General features: G+C 70.9%; 16 protein-coding genes. 13 read left to right on the top strand and 3 right to left on the bottom strand.

Annotated features, from left to right (window positions below; translation table 11 throughout):
* Window positions 1–723 precede the first annotated feature (723 nt).
* The 12 genes from ACIBG7_RS35455 to ACIBG7_RS35400 all read left to right on the top strand — a co-directional run bounded on the left by ACIBG7_RS35455 (window position 724) and on the right by ACIBG7_RS35400 (window position 10,238).
* Complete coding sequence (locus ACIBG7_RS35455) at window positions 724–915, top strand: GNAT family N-acetyltransferase (protein WP_357935946.1); 192 nt, start codon at window positions 724–726, stop codon at window positions 913–915.
* 270 nt (window positions 916–1,185) lie between these two features.
* On the top strand, window positions 1,186–1,512 hold the full coding sequence (locus ACIBG7_RS35450) for a carboxymuconolactone decarboxylase family protein (protein ID WP_397339218.1): 327 nt from the start codon (window positions 1,186–1,188) through the stop codon (window positions 1,510–1,512).
* Window positions 1,513–1,636: 124 nt separating this feature from the next.
* The gene (locus ACIBG7_RS35445; RefSeq protein ID WP_397339080.1) at window positions 1,637–1,966 is read left to right on the top strand and encodes a hypothetical protein; all 330 of its coding nucleotides are present in this window, start codon (window positions 1,637–1,639) and stop codon (window positions 1,964–1,966) included.
* A complete protein-coding gene (locus tag ACIBG7_RS35440; protein ID WP_397339079.1) occupies window positions 1,963–2,667 on the top strand; it encodes an SDR family oxidoreductase in 705 nt (234 codons plus the stop codon). Before ACIBG7_RS35445 ends, ACIBG7_RS35440 begins: the two co-directional genes overlap by 4 nt.
* Before the next feature lie 206 nt (window positions 2,668–2,873).
* Window positions 2,874–4,022, top strand: coding sequence for a serine hydrolase domain-containing protein (locus tag ACIBG7_RS35435; RefSeq protein ID WP_397339078.1), 1,149 nt, complete (start codon window positions 2,874–2,876; stop codon window positions 4,020–4,022).
* A gap of 11 nt (window positions 4,023–4,033) precedes the next feature.
* Complete coding sequence (locus tag ACIBG7_RS35430; protein ID WP_397339077.1) at window positions 4,034–5,467, top strand: MFS transporter; 1,434 nt, start codon at window positions 4,034–4,036, stop codon at window positions 5,465–5,467.
* Between the two features lie 71 nt (window positions 5,468–5,538).
* The gene (locus tag ACIBG7_RS35425; RefSeq protein WP_357935958.1) at window positions 5,539–6,027 is read left to right on the top strand and encodes a carboxymuconolactone decarboxylase family protein; all 489 of its coding nucleotides are present in this window, start codon (window positions 5,539–5,541) and stop codon (window positions 6,025–6,027) included.
* A gap of 206 nt (window positions 6,028–6,233) precedes the next feature.
* Complete coding sequence (locus ACIBG7_RS35420) at window positions 6,234–6,419, top strand: hypothetical protein (protein ID WP_397339075.1); 186 nt, start codon at window positions 6,234–6,236, stop codon at window positions 6,417–6,419.
* Window positions 6,420–6,434: 15 nt separating this feature from the next.
* Window positions 6,435–7,478 (top strand): alpha/beta fold hydrolase, encoded by a 1,044-nt coding sequence (locus tag ACIBG7_RS35415; protein WP_397339074.1) that lies wholly within the window; start codon window positions 6,435–6,437, stop codon window positions 7,476–7,478.
* A 284-nt stretch (window positions 7,479–7,762) separates the two neighbouring features.
* On the top strand, window positions 7,763–8,650 hold the full coding sequence (gene sigJ, locus ACIBG7_RS35410; RefSeq protein WP_397339073.1) for an RNA polymerase sigma factor SigJ: 888 nt from the start codon (window positions 7,763–7,765) through the stop codon (window positions 8,648–8,650).
* A gap of 368 nt (window positions 8,651–9,018) precedes the next feature.
* Window positions 9,019–9,195 (top strand): hypothetical protein, encoded by a 177-nt coding sequence (locus ACIBG7_RS35405; protein WP_397339072.1) that lies wholly within the window; start codon window positions 9,019–9,021, stop codon window positions 9,193–9,195.
* A gap of 266 nt (window positions 9,196–9,461) precedes the next feature.
* Window positions 9,462–10,238 (top strand): lysostaphin resistance A-like protein, encoded by a 777-nt coding sequence (locus ACIBG7_RS35400; protein WP_397339071.1) that lies wholly within the window; start codon window positions 9,462–9,464, stop codon window positions 10,236–10,238.
* A 31-nt stretch (window positions 10,239–10,269) separates the two neighbouring features.
* Here the strand turns inward: ACIBG7_RS35400 and ACIBG7_RS35395 are convergent, their stop codons facing one another.
* The 3 genes from ACIBG7_RS35395 to ACIBG7_RS35385 all read right to left on the bottom strand — a co-directional run bounded on the left by ACIBG7_RS35395 (window position 10,270) and on the right by ACIBG7_RS35385 (window position 13,896).
* Window positions 10,270–10,959 (bottom strand): response regulator, encoded by a 690-nt coding sequence (locus ACIBG7_RS35395; protein ID WP_397339070.1) that lies wholly within the window; start codon window positions 10,957–10,959, stop codon window positions 10,270–10,272.
* A complete protein-coding gene (locus ACIBG7_RS35390; protein ID WP_397339069.1) occupies window positions 10,956–12,140 on the bottom strand; it encodes a sensor histidine kinase in 1,185 nt (394 codons plus the stop codon). The genes ACIBG7_RS35395 and ACIBG7_RS35390 overlap by 4 nt, the downstream gene beginning before the upstream one ends.
* A gap of 727 nt (window positions 12,141–12,867) precedes the next feature.
* On the bottom strand, window positions 12,868–13,896 hold the full coding sequence (locus ACIBG7_RS35385; protein WP_397339068.1) for a helix-turn-helix transcriptional regulator: 1,029 nt from the start codon (window positions 13,894–13,896) through the stop codon (window positions 12,868–12,870).
* A 51-nt stretch (window positions 13,897–13,947) separates the two neighbouring features.
* On the opposite strand from ACIBG7_RS35385, the gene ACIBG7_RS35380 reads away from it, so the two are divergent.
* Window positions 13,948–14,385 carry a VOC family protein gene (locus tag ACIBG7_RS35380; protein WP_397339067.1) on the top strand — a complete coding sequence of 146 codons (438 nt, stop codon included), beginning with the start codon at window positions 13,948–13,950 and terminating at the stop codon, window positions 14,383–14,385.
* Window positions 14,386–14,649: the final 264 nt, after the last annotated feature.

Raw genomic sequence — 14,649 nt, 5'->3', positions numbered from 1 at the left:
GGCGCGACCGGGCCGGACCCTCGGCAGACGATGACCGGGCGGCCTGCGCCCTGCTCCACCTTCGACCATGTCCAAGCACTTCAGGCATCCGACCCGTGAGAGCATCTCCACTTAGCCTGGCCCGCTCCGGTCGATGTTCAAGACCATGTGCTTCAACCACGGCATCGCCCTGCGTGCCTTGAAGACCTGCCCCGATGGCCGGCCTCGCACCTGTGTGTCCGGTTGCCGATGCATGTCGCCGACCGGCTCTTCCGCCGGGTCGAGGTCGGAAGCACGGTCCGTGTCCGCCCATGACGAACACCGTCTCGCGCACACCTCACGCTTCGCGTGAGCGAGACGAGCGGGCAGAGAGAGATAGGCCGTGGCCCACGCCCGTCGAGTCGGCGATGGAAGCGCTGGTCCAGGACCTGCTGGTCAAGGAAGGCTGGCAGAGCGGCGAGCTGTGGACGTTGCTTCGGCGCGACCTAGCGGAGCCCGTGCCGGATCCTGGCGTCCACGTCGAGGTGACCGGGCCGGAACAGGCAGAGGAGTGGGCCGCGGTCCTGCGGGCGTCGTTCGACAGGTCGACGTTCAGCGGCGCGCACTGGCACGCGACGGCGGCGGGCGCCCCCTACGCAGATGCACGGTGCCTGACCGTACGCGACGACCAGGGCGAGGCGGTGGCGGTAGTGATCGTGTGGTCGGCGGGTGAGGGCAGGATAGGGCTGATCGAGCCTCTGGGGGGTGCATCGGGCACACCGGGGTCAGGGGTACGGCCGGGCGGTCACGATCGCCGCGGCCAGCGCGCTCCGGGAGCTGGGTTCGTCCCGCATGGTCGTGTACTGCGAGAGCTCCAATGTCGGTGCCGTCGCCACCCGCCGGTCGGCAGGCATGGAGCAGGTGTCCGAAAGGCGGGACATGTCCCGCGACGCTTGACGCTTGCGGGTCGGGGGCGTGGCCGCGAGAGAGCGCATGCGGTGATGCCGAGGGGGTGGTACGGCAGGAAGCTCGGCGACACCCTCGGAGCGCGGCATGCCTCGCCGCGGGCGTGGAAGGGCCCGGGGCTCTTATGGGCTGGACGGTCGTGCCGGTGCTGTGTCCAGGCAGGGCCCGCCTCAGGTGACGCTGTCGCTACTGGTGCGGGGTCCCAGTTCGCGGACGATTTGGGCGAGGGCGCGATGAGGCCGCTTTCGGCTTCGCTGCGAGATCAATGCCTGCGGCGCCTGTGTCCACGCCCACACCCAGGCCCTGGTCAAGGCGGGGGAGAGCGTCGAGCGGATCGCCGCGGTGGCCGCCTGGCGGGAGGCGCCGTTCTTCAGCGAAGCCGAGCGGGCCGCGCTGGAGCTGACCGAAGCGGTCACCCGGCTGGCGGACCGTTCCGGCGAGGCGGTGGACGACGAACTGTGGGGCCTGGTCGCCGGCCACTACGGCGAGAGGCAGATCTCCGCGCTGCTCCTGCTCGTCGGCGTGACGAACCTGTTCAACCGGCTCAACACCGCCATCAAGGAGCCCGCCGGCGCCACCTGGACGTGACCGGGATCAGCGCGCCGGGCATGGCGGCGATGTTCGCCGCCCACGACAGGCTGCGCGGCGAACTGACGCACCTGGCCCGCCTCGCCGTACGAAGCGACCGGAACCACCGCCGCTGCACCACGCCTTGGCCCAGCGACCGGACAGCCTGGGCCTGCTGGTGGCGATCGGGGCCGAGCATGCGGCGATCCACCAGCTCATCGGTGCGATCGACGAGCGGGTGGCCACCCACACCCGCGCCCATGCCAGCACCGGGCCAGGCGCGCTCGGCGACCGGATCGACTCCCTGGTCACAGGTTTGACCGGGCACCTGGTGCACGAGGAGCACGCGGCGCTCCCGCTGCTTCTGGGGACCATCACCCCACCCCAGTGGGCGCATTTCGCCCATCTCCACAGCCGGCTGACCACCGCCGACACGGCCCATACCGGCCCCGACCGTTGGAGTACGACACCATGACCACCGTCGCGCTGATCACAGGCGCCAATAGAGGCATCGGTCACGCCGCCGCCAAACTGCTCGCCGAACACGGCGTCACCGCGATCATCGGCGCCCGCGACGCCGTACGGGGCAAGGAGGCCGCCGGGCCGCTCGGCCTGCCGTACGTGCGGATCGACCTCACCGAGACCGACAGCGTCCGGGCGGCGGCCGCCCGGATCGAGCGGGAGTACGGCCGGCTCGACATTCTGATCAACAACGCCGGGATCACCGTCCCCGACGGTCCGCCCAGCGACACCACGGCCGAGGACGCCAGGCGGGTCTACGAGACCAACGTGTTCGGTGTCATCGCCGTCACCAACGCGCTGCTGCCGCTGCTGCGCCTCTCACCGGCGGGACGGATCGTGAACGTCTCCAGCGAGCGTGGTTCACTCGACCGCGCCCTGGACCGGGGCCATCCGCTGTGGCCGATGCTCAACCTGGCCTACACCTCCTCCAAGGCCGCCCGGAACATGATCACCGTGTCGTACGCCAAGGAGCTGTGGAACACACCGATCAAGGTCAACACCGTTGACCCGGGATGGGTCAAGACCGACATCAATCACAACACGGGGATCAAGAGCCCGGAGGAGGGCGCCGCGCCGATCGTCACCATGGCGCTGCTGGGCCCCGACGGCCCCACCGCCACCCTTGTCCAGCACGAGGGCCTTCTTCCCTGGTAGCTCGTGCCGGCCGAGTTGAGGCGGGCACCCAGGCCGGGACCCCGCCCAGGGCCGCGGGACGGCAGGAGCGCGGCCCACGATGGCGCGATCTGGCCCGAGTCCGAACGGGCCGGCCGCAGCCACGCCTCCTGGGCAGCGAAACCCGGTCACCTTTCCCCGGCGCCATCCGTCATGCCGCCGGGGACGAACACACGAAAGGTTTGACGATGAGTGACACGCACGTCCACGGGACGGTCGCCGACGGGTTCGAGCGGGTGCGCGAGGAGTTCGCCGCAGTGGTGACCGCGCAGCGCGGCCAGGTGGGCGCCCAACTGGCCGCCTACGCGCACGGGCGGCGGGTGGTGGACCTGTGGGCCGGCACGGACGTGGCCGGTGACACGCTGACCTGCGTCTACTCGGCCACCAAGGGCGCCGCGACGCTGGTGACGGCGCTGCTGGTGCAAGAGGGGGTCCTCAGCCTGGACGAGCCCGTGGCCCGGCACTGGCCGGAGTTCGCCGCTGCGGGCAAGGACGCGATCACGTTGCGCGATGTGCTCAGCCACCGCTCCGGAGTCATCGGTGTGGACGGTGGCCTGACTGCGGCCGAGCTCGCCGACGACGCGGTGATCGCGCGCCGCCTGGCTGGGCAGCGTCCGTACTGGCGGCCCGGGTCGGCCTACGGTTACGGCGGGTTCGTCACGTTCGCCGTGGTTAACGAAGTGATCCGGCGCGCGACAGGCCAGTCGCTCCAGCAGGTCTACGAGCAGCGCGTGCGGGCCCCGTACGGCCTGGACCTCTACCTGGGGCTGCCCGAGAGCGAGGAGGGCCGGTTCCGGCCGATCGAGTGGTGGACGGCCACGCCGGAGCAGGAGGCCGCGTTCTGGTCGAACCTGCCCGGTCCGCAGAGCATCCTCGGCATCGGCTACGGGCTTAACAGCACGCCGCCGCTGGACCAGGTCGCCTTCGCCAACACCCGCGCCGTCCGCGCGAACGGCCCGGCCTCGGCCGGCGGCGTGGGCAGCGCCCGCGGCCTGGCCGGTCTGTACGCGGCAGCGGTCTGGGGGATGGACGGACAGCCGCCACTGCTCACGCCCGACACCGTCGGCGAGTTCGCCCAGTTGCACTCCGTCGGCGCCGACCTGGTCCGCGGCGAGCAGGGCAACTACGCGCTCGGCTTCCAGGCCAAGGGCCTGCGCTACCCGTTCCTCAGCGCCAACGCCTTCGGCCACGACGGCTCGGCCGGCGCCGAAAGCTTTGCCGACCCGCGTGGAGGTATCGCCTTCGGCTACACACGCCGCCGCTACGGCTTCGCCTGGTCCTACCCCGAACACGACCGCCTCGCCGCCGCCGTGCACGCCGCCGTCGCCGCTTCCTGAAGGACGTTCACATGACCTCGATCGACGCTCCCCGTCCAGAACGCAGCGGCCTGGCGCTGCTGGTGATCGCCGCCGCCCAGCTGCTGATGGTGATGGACGGCACCATCGTGACCGTGGGCCTGCCCGTCATCGGAACCGGGCTCGGCATCCCCGAGGCCGACCTGGACTGGGTCTTGACCTCCTACGCGCTGGCCTTCGGCGGCTTGCTGCTGGCCGGCGGGCGCGCCGGCGACCTGTTCGGCCGGCGCAGGATGTTCCGCGTCGGACTGGTCGCCTTCCTGGCCGCCTCTCTGCTGGGAGGCGTGGCTGGCGACGGGACCACACTGGTCGTCGCCCGCGTGCTGCAGGGCGCGGGCGCGGCGATCGTCGCCCCGGCCGCGTTGTCCCTGCTCGCCGACACCTTCCCTGCCGGGCCGCAGCGCAACAAGGCGCTCGGCGTGTACGGCGCCATGGGCGGCCTCGGCTCGGTCGCCGGCCTGCTGCTGGGCGGCGCGCTGACGGAGTACCTGGGCTGGCGGTGGATCATGTTCGTCAACGTCCCCATCGCACTGCTGGTCCTGGCCGGCACCTTCGCCCTGGTGCCCGGCAGCCGCGAGCGCGGTGGCCTCGACCTGTCCGGCGCGGCCACCGTGACCCTCGCCCTCGGCTCGCTGGTCTACGCGATCAACCGGGCCGGCTCCTACGGCGACGGCCTCACCCTGGTCTTCGGCGCGGCGGCCGTGGCACTGCTCGCCGTGTTCGTGGTCATCCAGCGCACCGCGCGCAGCCCGATGCTGCCGCCGGCCGTGCTGGCCGACCGGAGCAGGCTCGGCGCCAATCTGATCATGCTGCTCATGGGCGCCGGGCAGCTAGCCACCTTCTACTTCCTCACCCTCTACATGCAGACGATCAAGCAGTACTCGCCCATGGTCACCGGGCTGGCGTACCTGCCGTTCGCCATCGGCATCGGCATCGGTTCCGGTCTCATCGGGCCCCGGCTGCAGGCGCGTGCCGCCACCCGGACCGTGCTGGTGATCGGGATGGCGGTGGCCGCCGCCGCGATGGGCTGGTTCAGCCTGCTCACGCCGGACCAGAACCCGCTGCTCGTGCTGCTGCCCGCCCAGCTCGCCGGCGGCGTCGGCCTGGGCATCGGCTTCGTGGCCGCCACCATCGGCGGCGTGCAGGGCGTCGCGCCGCGTGCCTCGGGCATCGCCTCCGGCCTGGTCAACACCAGCCAGCAGATCGGCGGCGCCATCGGCCTGGCCGTCCTGGCCGGCGTCGCGGTGGCCGCCACCACCGGCCGGCCGGCCGGAACGCCCCTGCCCGACGCGCTCACCAGCGGCTACACCACCGGCATGCTCGGCGCGGGTGGCTTCTACCTGGCCGCCGTCCTCGCCGCCGTCGTCCTCCTGCGCCCTCGCCCCGCCGACCAGGACGCCCCGGCCGTGCACGCCCTGCCTCATTGAGACCACCGGTCACCTTCGTGCCCCGCCGTCCGTCACCGCAGCGAAACACACCGAGGAAAGGAACCATCATCATGACCAGCACCGAACGTCAGTCGCGTCTGCCCAACCCCGCCGTGCTCATCCCCGAGCTCAAGGACGTCGGCGGCGCCCTGTACCGGGCGGCGGGCAACGGCTCGATCCCACAGTCCACGATCAGCCTGGTCCAGCTGCGGGCCGGCCAGCTCGCCGGCAGCACCTATCTGACCGTCCTGCACACCGGCAACCTGCGCAGCACCGGTGCGAGCGAGCAGGCCGTCACCGCCGTGTCCTCCTGGCGCGACGCTCCGTACTTCACCGACGCCGAACGTGTCGCGCTCGAGCTCGTCGAAGCAGTCCTGACCCCGAACCCGTCCGGCGAGCGCGTCCCCGACGACCTCTATGCCCGGGCCTGCCAGCAGTACGACGACAAGGCCCTGGCCACCCTCATCATGGCCATCGGCCAGGTCTGCTTCTTCCTCCCCCTGGCCCTCATCGGCAAGCCGTTGCCCGGCGTGTCCCCGGCCGAACAGTGGCGGAACTGACCCCTCCCGAAGGCCTCGCTCAGGGTGAGGACCGGCCTGCGAGCCTCACCCTGAGCGCTACCCCCTCGTGCCACCCCGAAGTGGCCGCCCCGCCGGAACCTCCTCATCGACTAGGCGGCTGGGGCGGCGCGTGGGCGACGGCCCACCGCCACCCCTGGTTCCCCTACGGGTCGCATCCGGGCTTCGACGGACACTCCGTCCGCCAGGTGATCAGAACCGCGGTGTCCGGCACGCACCTGCGCATCCGGCTGTCCAACGCCTACGGCACCACCCCGCTGCGGCTGACCGGGGCCCGCTCTCGCCAAGACGGCGACCGCCTGCACCCGAGCCCGACCGGCTATCAGGCCATGGCCGACGCCGTCGACCTGACCACTCTGACCGGCATCAAATGACCACGATCGAGATCGATGAGCGCGGCCCGGCCGTACGCACACCCGACCTCGAACACCTATGCACGGAGCACTGAAATGACCTTGAATCGTCGCAAGATGATCTCGCTCGGTACCGCCCTCGCCGCGGCGGGAAGCCTGGCGGCGAACGCGGGCCCTGCCTCGGCCGTCTCCTGGCCGACACCTCCCGGCGACGCCGAACTGGCCGCGTCGCTGCCCGGACGTTTCCGCAGCGAACACGCCCACGTCAACGGCACCCGGCTGCACTACGTGACCGGTGGCAAGGGGGAACCGCTCGTCCTGCTGCCCGGCTGGCCGGCCACCTGGTGGAGCTACCACAAGGTCATGCCGGCGCTCGCCCGCCGCTTTCGCGTGATCGCCGTCGACATCCGCGGCATGGGAGCGTCCGACAAACCGGCGGGCGGCTTCGACAAGAAGACGATGGCGCGCGACGTCTACGAGCTGGTGCGCAGGCTCGGCCACGACAGTGTCAACATCGCCGGGCACGACATCGGGGCGATGGTCGCCTTCAGCTTCGCGGCCAATCACCCCGAGGCGACGCGCAAGCTCGCCCTGCTGGACGTGCTGCATCCCGACGAGAGCCTCTACCAGATCCCGATGCTGCAACGGCCGGGCGGCGACACGCACATGTGGTGGTGGGCGTTCAACCAGGTTCAGGGCCTGCCGGAACAGCTGCTCGCGGGCCGGTCGCGCTTTCTGATCGACTGGCACTACGGCATCGGGCTCGTCGACCAGGCCTCGGTGACCGACCGCGACCGGGCCATCTACGCCCGTGCCTACGACAGGCCCGAGGCCATCCGGGCGGGCAACGGCTGGTACCAGGCCTGCCACCAGGACATCCAAGACATGAAGACCTATGCCCGGGTGACCGCGCCCGTGCTCGGCCTGGTCGCCCCGGACACCCGCCCCTGGTTCGAGGGCACCCTGCCCCACCTCGTCACGGACGTGCGTGGCATCGTCACGGTGGAGAAGGCACTGCACTGGCTGTGCGAGGAAGACCCCGAACTGGTGTCGCAGTCACTGGCCCGGTTCTTCGCCTGACGGCTCGGCCTGGCTCGGCGCCCGACGTGCCACAAGCCGCGTGCGGCTTCGAGCTCACCTGGGACGGAGGGGACACGACCTTCGGGCCGTTGGTCCACAAGGTCGCGAACAGGCTCACCATCCGGTACCCGGGCGGCCGGCTGTGCCTCCTGCCCGTCCTGCTCTCCGCTGCGGCGCACTCCTGCGGCGCCTGCTCGAAGCCGTCCGGTTGCGATCGCGCGGTCACCTTTGAGTGCTGTGATGCGTCAGCGTTTTGATATGGCTGACATGAGAGGAATGAAACCGTGACGCCCCATGACTTTCTGGCCGACCAGTTCCAGGGGCACCGTCCCCACCTGAAGGCGGTCGCCTACCGCATGCTCGGCTCACTGAGCGAGGCCGAGGACGCGGTCCAGGAGGCGTGGCTGCGCCTGGCGCGTTCGGACTCGGGTGACATCGACAATCTCGGTGGCTGGCTGACCACCGTGGTGGGCCGGGTGTGTCTGGACATGCTGCGGAGCCGCAAGGCCCGCCGCGAGGAGTCGCTGGAAGACCGCCTGCCCGATCCGGTGATCAGCCGTGCCGATGCCGCCGACCCGGAGCAGGAGGTGCTGCTGGCCGACTCGGTGGGCCTGGCGCTGCTGGTCGTGCTGGAGTCGCTGACCCCGGCCGAACGGCTGGCGTTCGTGCTCCATGACATGTTCGGTCTGCCGTTCGAGCAGATCGCGCCCATAGTGGACCGCACTCCCGTGGCGGCCAAGAAGCTCGCCAGCCGGGCGCGCCAGCGAGTCCGCGGCGCGACCCCGAGCCCCGACCCTGATCTGACCGGTCAGCGGCAGGCGGTGGACGCGTTCCTGGCCGCCGCACGTGGCGGCGACTTCGACGCGCTGCTGGCCATCCTCGACCCCGAGGTGGTGCTGCGCGCCGACGGCGGGGTGCTCACCGGCGGCATGCGGGTCATCCGCGGCGCCACGGCCGTGGCCGGACAGCTTGCCACCTTCCAGCGCATGGCCACCAGCGCCACCACCCACCCGGCGCTGGTCAACGGCCTGGCCGGCCTGGTCAACACTGTCGAGGGCCGGCTGTTCTCCGTCATGAGCTTCACCATCTCCGTCGGCAAGATCGCCGCGATCGACATCCTGTCCGACCCCGACCGGCTGGCCCGACTCAACCTCACCCACCTGGAGCCGTGATGTCCGACGCACGCCGGCACAGCAATGTCGCCGGTGCCCTCGAGTCGACTGAAAACACAACGGCGGATCTGATGATCAAGGAGACCCGTCCAAGGCCCGAGACCACCGTGGAGACACCGCCGTGAAGGAACCGACTGCCGAGCCGGCCCCCTCGATGACGGACGAGAAGTCGATCGCGATACACCTGGACCGAGCACGCAGTGAGGGCCCGTAGGGAGGGCCCGCACGCCAAAGATGCAACAAGCCCGCTCTCCGTGAGAGGAGCGGGCTCCCCGCCCGAGGCATTCGTCACGCCACGCCGTAGCAAGGCGAAACCGCGCGACCCTAGGGCGCCGACCGCGGTCGCCGCTGGGCTGGCCGTCGCCGTCGTGCCCGCCGGAGACCGGCGCGGCACGCTCCGCGACGACCTCGCCACCATCCCCATCGACGGGATCGAACCCTGTCAGGTGGTCGTCGTCACCCGTGCCGGCGACCGCAACCCGCTCGTCGCCCACTTCACGCAAGCCGCGAAGAACTACCTCGTGGGTACGGCGAGCACGCCGTAGTGCAGCTCGAAGCGGGGACGGTTCCTGATCCCCCGTGAGAGCTACCGCGATGTCCGTTCCACGGGGATGGCACGCCCGGCTCCGATCCCTAACGTCTCTTGAGCCGCGGAAGACACCGCGGAAACCTGATCGAAAGGATCGCGATCGTGGCGTCCACGGAGCACTCGGAAAGTACCCCCTCGGAAGCCGGCCCCGCTACGGGCCGCGGCCGGTTGCGCAGGTTCCGGTTCCCTGTCCTGCTGGTCGCGTTGTTCGGTGTGATGTCGATGACGGGCGGGATCAACCAGCTCGTCTCGCCCGTCCCTGCTCTCGCGCTGCCGGTGGGCGTCGGCCTGGCCGTAGCCGCGGTGGCCTGCTACCGCTGGTTGTGCCGGACCGTCGAGCTCCGCCCGGACGTTTCCGAACTCGGGAAGACGGGCCGATGGTCCCATCTGCTCCGCGGGACACTGCTCGGCCTTGCCCTGTTCGCCGGGTTGATGGCGCTCATCGCGGTGTTCGGCGGCTGGCAGGGGGTGTCCTGGGGCTCCTTCGGCGGCTTCCTCAGCACCGCGGGCATGATGGCGAGCGTCGCCGTCACCGAGGAACTGCTGTTCCGCGGAGTGGTGTTCCGCATCATGGAGGAACGTACCGGCACCGTGATCGCCCTGGTCGTCTCCATGCTGCTGTTCGGTGCGCTGCACCTGGTCAACGCCAACGCCACCCTGTGGGGTGCGTTCACGATCGCCTTGACGGGCGGAGCCATGCTGGCCGCCGCCTACGTCGCCACCCGCTCGCTCTGGCTGCCCATCGGCCTGCACTTCGCCTGGAACTTCACCCAAGCGGGGATCTTCGGTGTCACGATCTCCGGATCGGACGTCCCGCCCGAGGGCCTGCTGAACGTCACGCTGTCCGGCCCGACCGCGCTGACTGGCGGCACCTTCGGCCCCGAGGCCAGCCTGTTCGCCCTGCTGGTCTGCCTGGTGCCCACCCTCCTCCTGCTGCGGAGGGCCGCCCGCACCGGTCGGATTCGGCCACGTCCGCACCGCGCCGAAGTCTCCGCCTGACCGGATGCCGGCCGCGGAAGCCGGCGCCGCGTCAACTCTGATCGGCGGACACCAATCCCACCCGATAGGCGAGAACGACCGCCTGTACCCGGTCCCGGAGGTCCAGTTTCGTCAGGATCCGCGACACGTACGTCTTGACGGTCTCGGCGCTGATGGACAACCGTCCGGCGATCTCCGCGTTGGACAGGCCCTCAGCGAGTTGTTCGAGCACCTCCAGCTCCCGCTGAGTCAGCGCCCGCACGACCTGCTGCAATGCCGTACGGGAGGAGTCGGTGGGCCGCAGGCGCTCGGCGAAGCGGCCGATGAGGGCGCGGGTGACCGCGGGCGCCAGCAGGGAATCACCGCGCGCGATGGTGCGCACGCCGTCCACCAGTTCTTTCGGCCGAGCGTCCTTGAGCAGGAACCCGCTGGCGCCGGCCTTGAGCGCTTCGTAGGCGTGCTTGTCCACGTTGAACGTGGTCACCACCAGCACCTTCACCGGATCGGCTACGTCGGGCCCGGCCAGTCGCCTGGTGGCCTCGATGCCGTCCAGGACGGGCATCCGGATGTCCATCACGACGACGTCCGGCAGCAGCCGCCGGGCGGCCTCGATCGCCGCGCGGCCGTCCGCGGCCTCCCCGACGACCTCCATGTCGGGCTGGGCCGAGAAGATCGTGATGTAGCCGGTGCGCACCAGCTCGTGGTCCTCGCAGATGAGCACCCGGATCGGCGTTCTGGTCACGCAGCGCTCCTCGACGGGATGAGGGCCCGGACGGTGAACCCGCCCCCGGGCCGCGCACCGGCGGTCAGCTCGCCGTCCAGCAGGTGCAGGCGCCGGCGCAGCCCGTCCAGCCCCCGCCCTCCGGACGGTACGGCGGGGCCTTCCGCGCGAGCGGACCCGTCGGTGGTCACCTCGATGTCGATGTGGCCGGCGCGGTGGTGGACCGTGACCCTGGTGGGCCGGCCCGGCGCGTGCTTGACGGCGTTCGTGAGGGCTTCCTGAACCACCCGGTAGGCCGCCAGCTCGACGTCGACGGCTCGGGGGAGCCGCTCGCCGTACTCGGTCAGTTCGACGGGCTGGCCGGACATGCGGGCCTGTTCGACCAGGCCGGCCACCCTGCCGAGGGTCGGCGGATGGTTCGTGAGCGCGGTGTCGCCGGTCGCCTCCAGCACCCCGAGCAGGTGCCGGAGTTCCGTCAGCGCCTGCCGGCCGGTGTCGCCTATGGCGGACAGCCCCTGGCCCGCGCGTTCCGGCGCGGTGCCGACCAGGAACTGTGCCGCGTCGGCCTGCACGACCATGGCGGTCACGTGATGGGTGACCACGTCGTGCAGCTCGCGGGCGATGCGGGCCCGTTCGTCGGCGCCGGCCGCCAGCGCGGTGAGCCGCCGCCGTTCGGCCTCCTCGGCCCGCCGTCGGCGCATCGCCGCACCGGCCAGCCAGATCACCACCAGAACCAGAGAGAAGGCGAGGAAGTCGGTGATCCGGTTGGGGGATCCCAGCCGGCTCAGGACGATTGCCAGCGCGGCGTAGCCGGCGCTCACCGCCGCCGCGAGCGTACGGCGATGCCGGCTCTGCTGGGCTCCGACCGTGAACAGGGCCACGTAGAAGCCGATGCCGGCGAACGTCTGCGGATAGCCGAGCGCCTGATGCACGGCGAAGGCGGCACCGATGACGGCGAGGCAGGCCGCCGGGTGGCGGCTGCGAACCACCAGCGGCGCCGACTGCGCCACGGTCAGCACCGCCGCCAAGGCGTCGGCCGGGCGCGCCGGCAGGTCGCCGAGCTGCACGCCGATGACGGACAGCGTCGGTACGAAGGCCAGCGCCGTGAGCGCCGCCGCGAGCGCGCCGTCCTTGACCCAGGCCTGCCGGGCTCTCCACCAGACCGGCCATGAGCGGACGGCCAGGGGAACGCTCACGATCATCGGTGTAGTCTAACGGCCCTCTCTGCGTGCACCCGGCGGGGCGCTCAGCCCTCGACGCGGGCTCCGCCCGTCGGGCTCACAGGTGAGCTGTGTTGCTGCCCCGAGGGCGGACCGATCTCGCGGAAGCCCGCGTCCAGTGCTGCCGCGGCTTGTTCCCCTGCTGATGGGCTGACCTGTCCTAGCCCGTCCTGATGGGCTCTGGGCAAGGTGACGCGGTTGCGGGATCCAGTCCGTCTGGCGACGCCCGCCAGCGAGCTACCCCCCGGACCAGTGCTCGGCCGGTGGCCTGGCTGAACAGGGGACGAGGTCCGGCAGAGCGAGCTGCTCGGGGTCAGGAAGCGGCCGCGTCCGTTGGCGACATCGGGTTGGGATGGTGCTGGAGCGACCATCGCTGCCGGGAGCGGGTGTCGCACCCGGCAGCGCCGCCGCAGCGGGGCCCGCGGTCGACGGGACGACGAGGATGGCGGCGGCGGAGAGGGCGTGATGCGCCGGGCGCATGAGCGGTTTCTTCTTCCACAGTGTCCCGGCCAGCGTCATGGCTGGGCATCTGCGAGCAGGCTCCCCACCCGAGGCATCCGTCACGCTACGCGGCATAAAGGCGAAACCGAGCGACCCTACGGTGCCGACCGCGGCGCGGGACGCACGGGTCGGTCCTGGCTCTCCTGCCGGACGGCCGAGACCATGGCTCCTGCCGTCCTCACTTCGCCCTGACCTGCATCCCCAGCAGTCAGAAGCAGAAGGGAACCTCCCGTTCGCCGGCCCGCTCTCCGGGCCGCTGTGATAGGGCCGCTGCGCCGGCGCGGGCCGAATGGATGAGCCGGTCGGCGAACTCCACGACGAGGTCGCTGAGCTCGTCGGGTCGCTCGATGACGAAGGGCCGATCCAGTGACGCGAGTACGGCCGGCAGCCAGTCGAGCCGTTCCACCCGCAGCTCAACGCGTGACCAGTGCTCGGCGTCCGGCTCTGCCACGATCGCGACGCCGGCCGGCAGCCGGGTGCGGATCTGCTCGGCTGTCGCCTGGACTCGCAGAGTCACCTCGTAGCGGTAGGGAGCGGTGGCGAGCCCGGTGAGGACTCGCTCGGCCGGGTCGAGTCCGGCGGGCGGGTCGAAGGCTCCGGGCAGAGGTCTGGCGTCGGCGATGCGGTCCAGCCGGAACGTGCGATCCTCGCTGATCGCGGGATCCACTCCGGTCACGTACCACCTGCCCGAATGCGCGACGAGCCCGTACGGGTGCAGGGTGCGCTCGCTGCGCCGCCCGTCGGCGGCGGTGTACCGGATCGAGAGCGGTCGGTGATGACGCACCGCGTCGGCGATCGCGAGCAGGACGGTGCTGTCCGGTGGGGCTGGTTCGCGGGGCGGGGTGGTGAAGGCGACGGCCTCGAGTACGGCGTCGAGCCTGCGGCCAAGCCGCTCGGGCAGCACCCGCCGGATCTTGGCCGCCGCCGTCTCGCTCGCCGTACCCGTGGCCGTCATCAGGCCGGCTCGCCGGCCTGCGACCAGGCCGAGCAGTACGGCGAGGGCTTCGTCGTCGTTCAGCATGAGGGGAGGCATGCGGTAGCCGGGGGAGAGCCGGTAACCGCCGTAGCGACCGCGCACGGACTCGACGGGGACGTCGAGGTCGATGAGGTGGTCGACGTACCTGCGCACCGTGCGCTCGTCGACGCCCAGCCGGTCGGCGAGTTCGGCCACCGTCCGGGTGCCTCCCGCCTGCAGGAGCTCCAGCAGGGTGAGCACGCGAGCGATGGGCCGAGACATGGGCCGAGCCTCCTGCGAATACCGGGCGGGTTCTGTCCAGTATTGAGGATAGTGTCCCTGACGAATGCCCACCTGACCAGGGAGAACGTCATGGAGTTCGTCTCGATCCGCATCATCACCGGCGATGTCGCCCGCCTCGTCGGCTTTTACGAGCGGGTCATCGGGGTGCCGGCGAGCTGGGCCAACGAGGACTTCGCGGAGATCAGGACCGCCTCGGCCACTCTCGCCATCGGCGGTACGCGGACCGTCCCCTTGTTCGCCCCCGGCTCGGCGCGCCCGGCCGACAACCGCAGCGTCATCCTGGAGTTCCTGGTCGACGACGTCGACAGCGTGCACCAGGACCTGACCGGCTTCGTGAAGGACTTCGTCAACGAACCCACGACGATGCCGTGGGGCAATCGCGCGCTACTGTTCCGCGACCCCGATGGCAACCTGGTCAACTTCTTCACCCCGGTCACCCCGGCGGCCATCGAGAAGTTCGTCCGGTGAACACGCTGCCCGAAACCGACGCCTTGCTCGTGGGCCGCAGGGGGCCACCGAAAGTCGCACACGCCATCGAGGCCGCCACCAACCGAGTGCGTACGGCGCAGATCAACGCCAACCCGGCGGCGTCGACCACGTTCCAGGCGGTACAGGTCAGCGGTTGGTGGGGAATCCCAGGTTGACGCCGCCGTGCGAGGGGTCGAGCCAGCGGGAGGTGACGACCTTGCCGCGGGTGTAGAAGTGCACGCCCTCGGTGCCGTGCACGTGGGT

It is taken from the genome of Nonomuraea sp. NPDC050328 (genome assembly GCF_044459405.1).
GTDB lineage: Bacteria > Actinomycetota > Actinomycetes > Streptosporangiales > Streptosporangiaceae > Nonomuraea.
The sequence above is the reverse complement of the archived record's forward strand: the minus strand, read 5'-3'. Positions and strand labels throughout refer to the sequence as shown.

Excerpts from the sequence above, each read along its gene's own strand:
- ACIBG7_RS35440 (WP_397339079.1), top strand. The coding sequence starts at position 1,963 with ATGACCACCGTCGCGCTGATCACAGGCGCCAATAGAGGCATCGGTCAC.
- ACIBG7_RS35435 (WP_397339078.1), top strand. The coding sequence starts at position 2,874 with ATGAGTGACACGCACGTCCACGGGACGGTCGCCGACGGGTTCGAGCGG.
- ACIBG7_RS35430 (WP_397339077.1), top strand. The coding sequence starts at position 4,034 with ATGACCTCGATCGACGCTCCCCGTCCAGAACGCAGCGGCCTGGCGCTG.
- ACIBG7_RS35425 (WP_357935958.1), top strand. The coding sequence starts at position 5,539 with ATGACCAGCACCGAACGTCAGTCGCGTCTGCCCAACCCCGCCGTGCTC.
- ACIBG7_RS35415 (WP_397339074.1), top strand. The coding sequence starts at position 6,435 with ATGAGCGCGGCCCGGCCGTACGCACACCCGACCTCGAACACCTATGCA.
- ACIBG7_RS35400 (WP_397339071.1), top strand. The coding sequence starts at position 9,462 with ATGACGGGCGGGATCAACCAGCTCGTCTCGCCCGTCCCTGCTCTCGCG.
- ACIBG7_RS35390 (WP_397339069.1), bottom strand. The coding sequence starts at position 12,140 with ATGATCGTGAGCGTTCCCCTGGCCGTCCGCTCATGGCCGGTCTGGTGG.
- ACIBG7_RS35385 (WP_397339068.1), bottom strand. The coding sequence starts at position 13,896 with ATGTCTCGGCCCATCGCTCGCGTGCTCACCCTGCTGGAGCTCCTGCAG.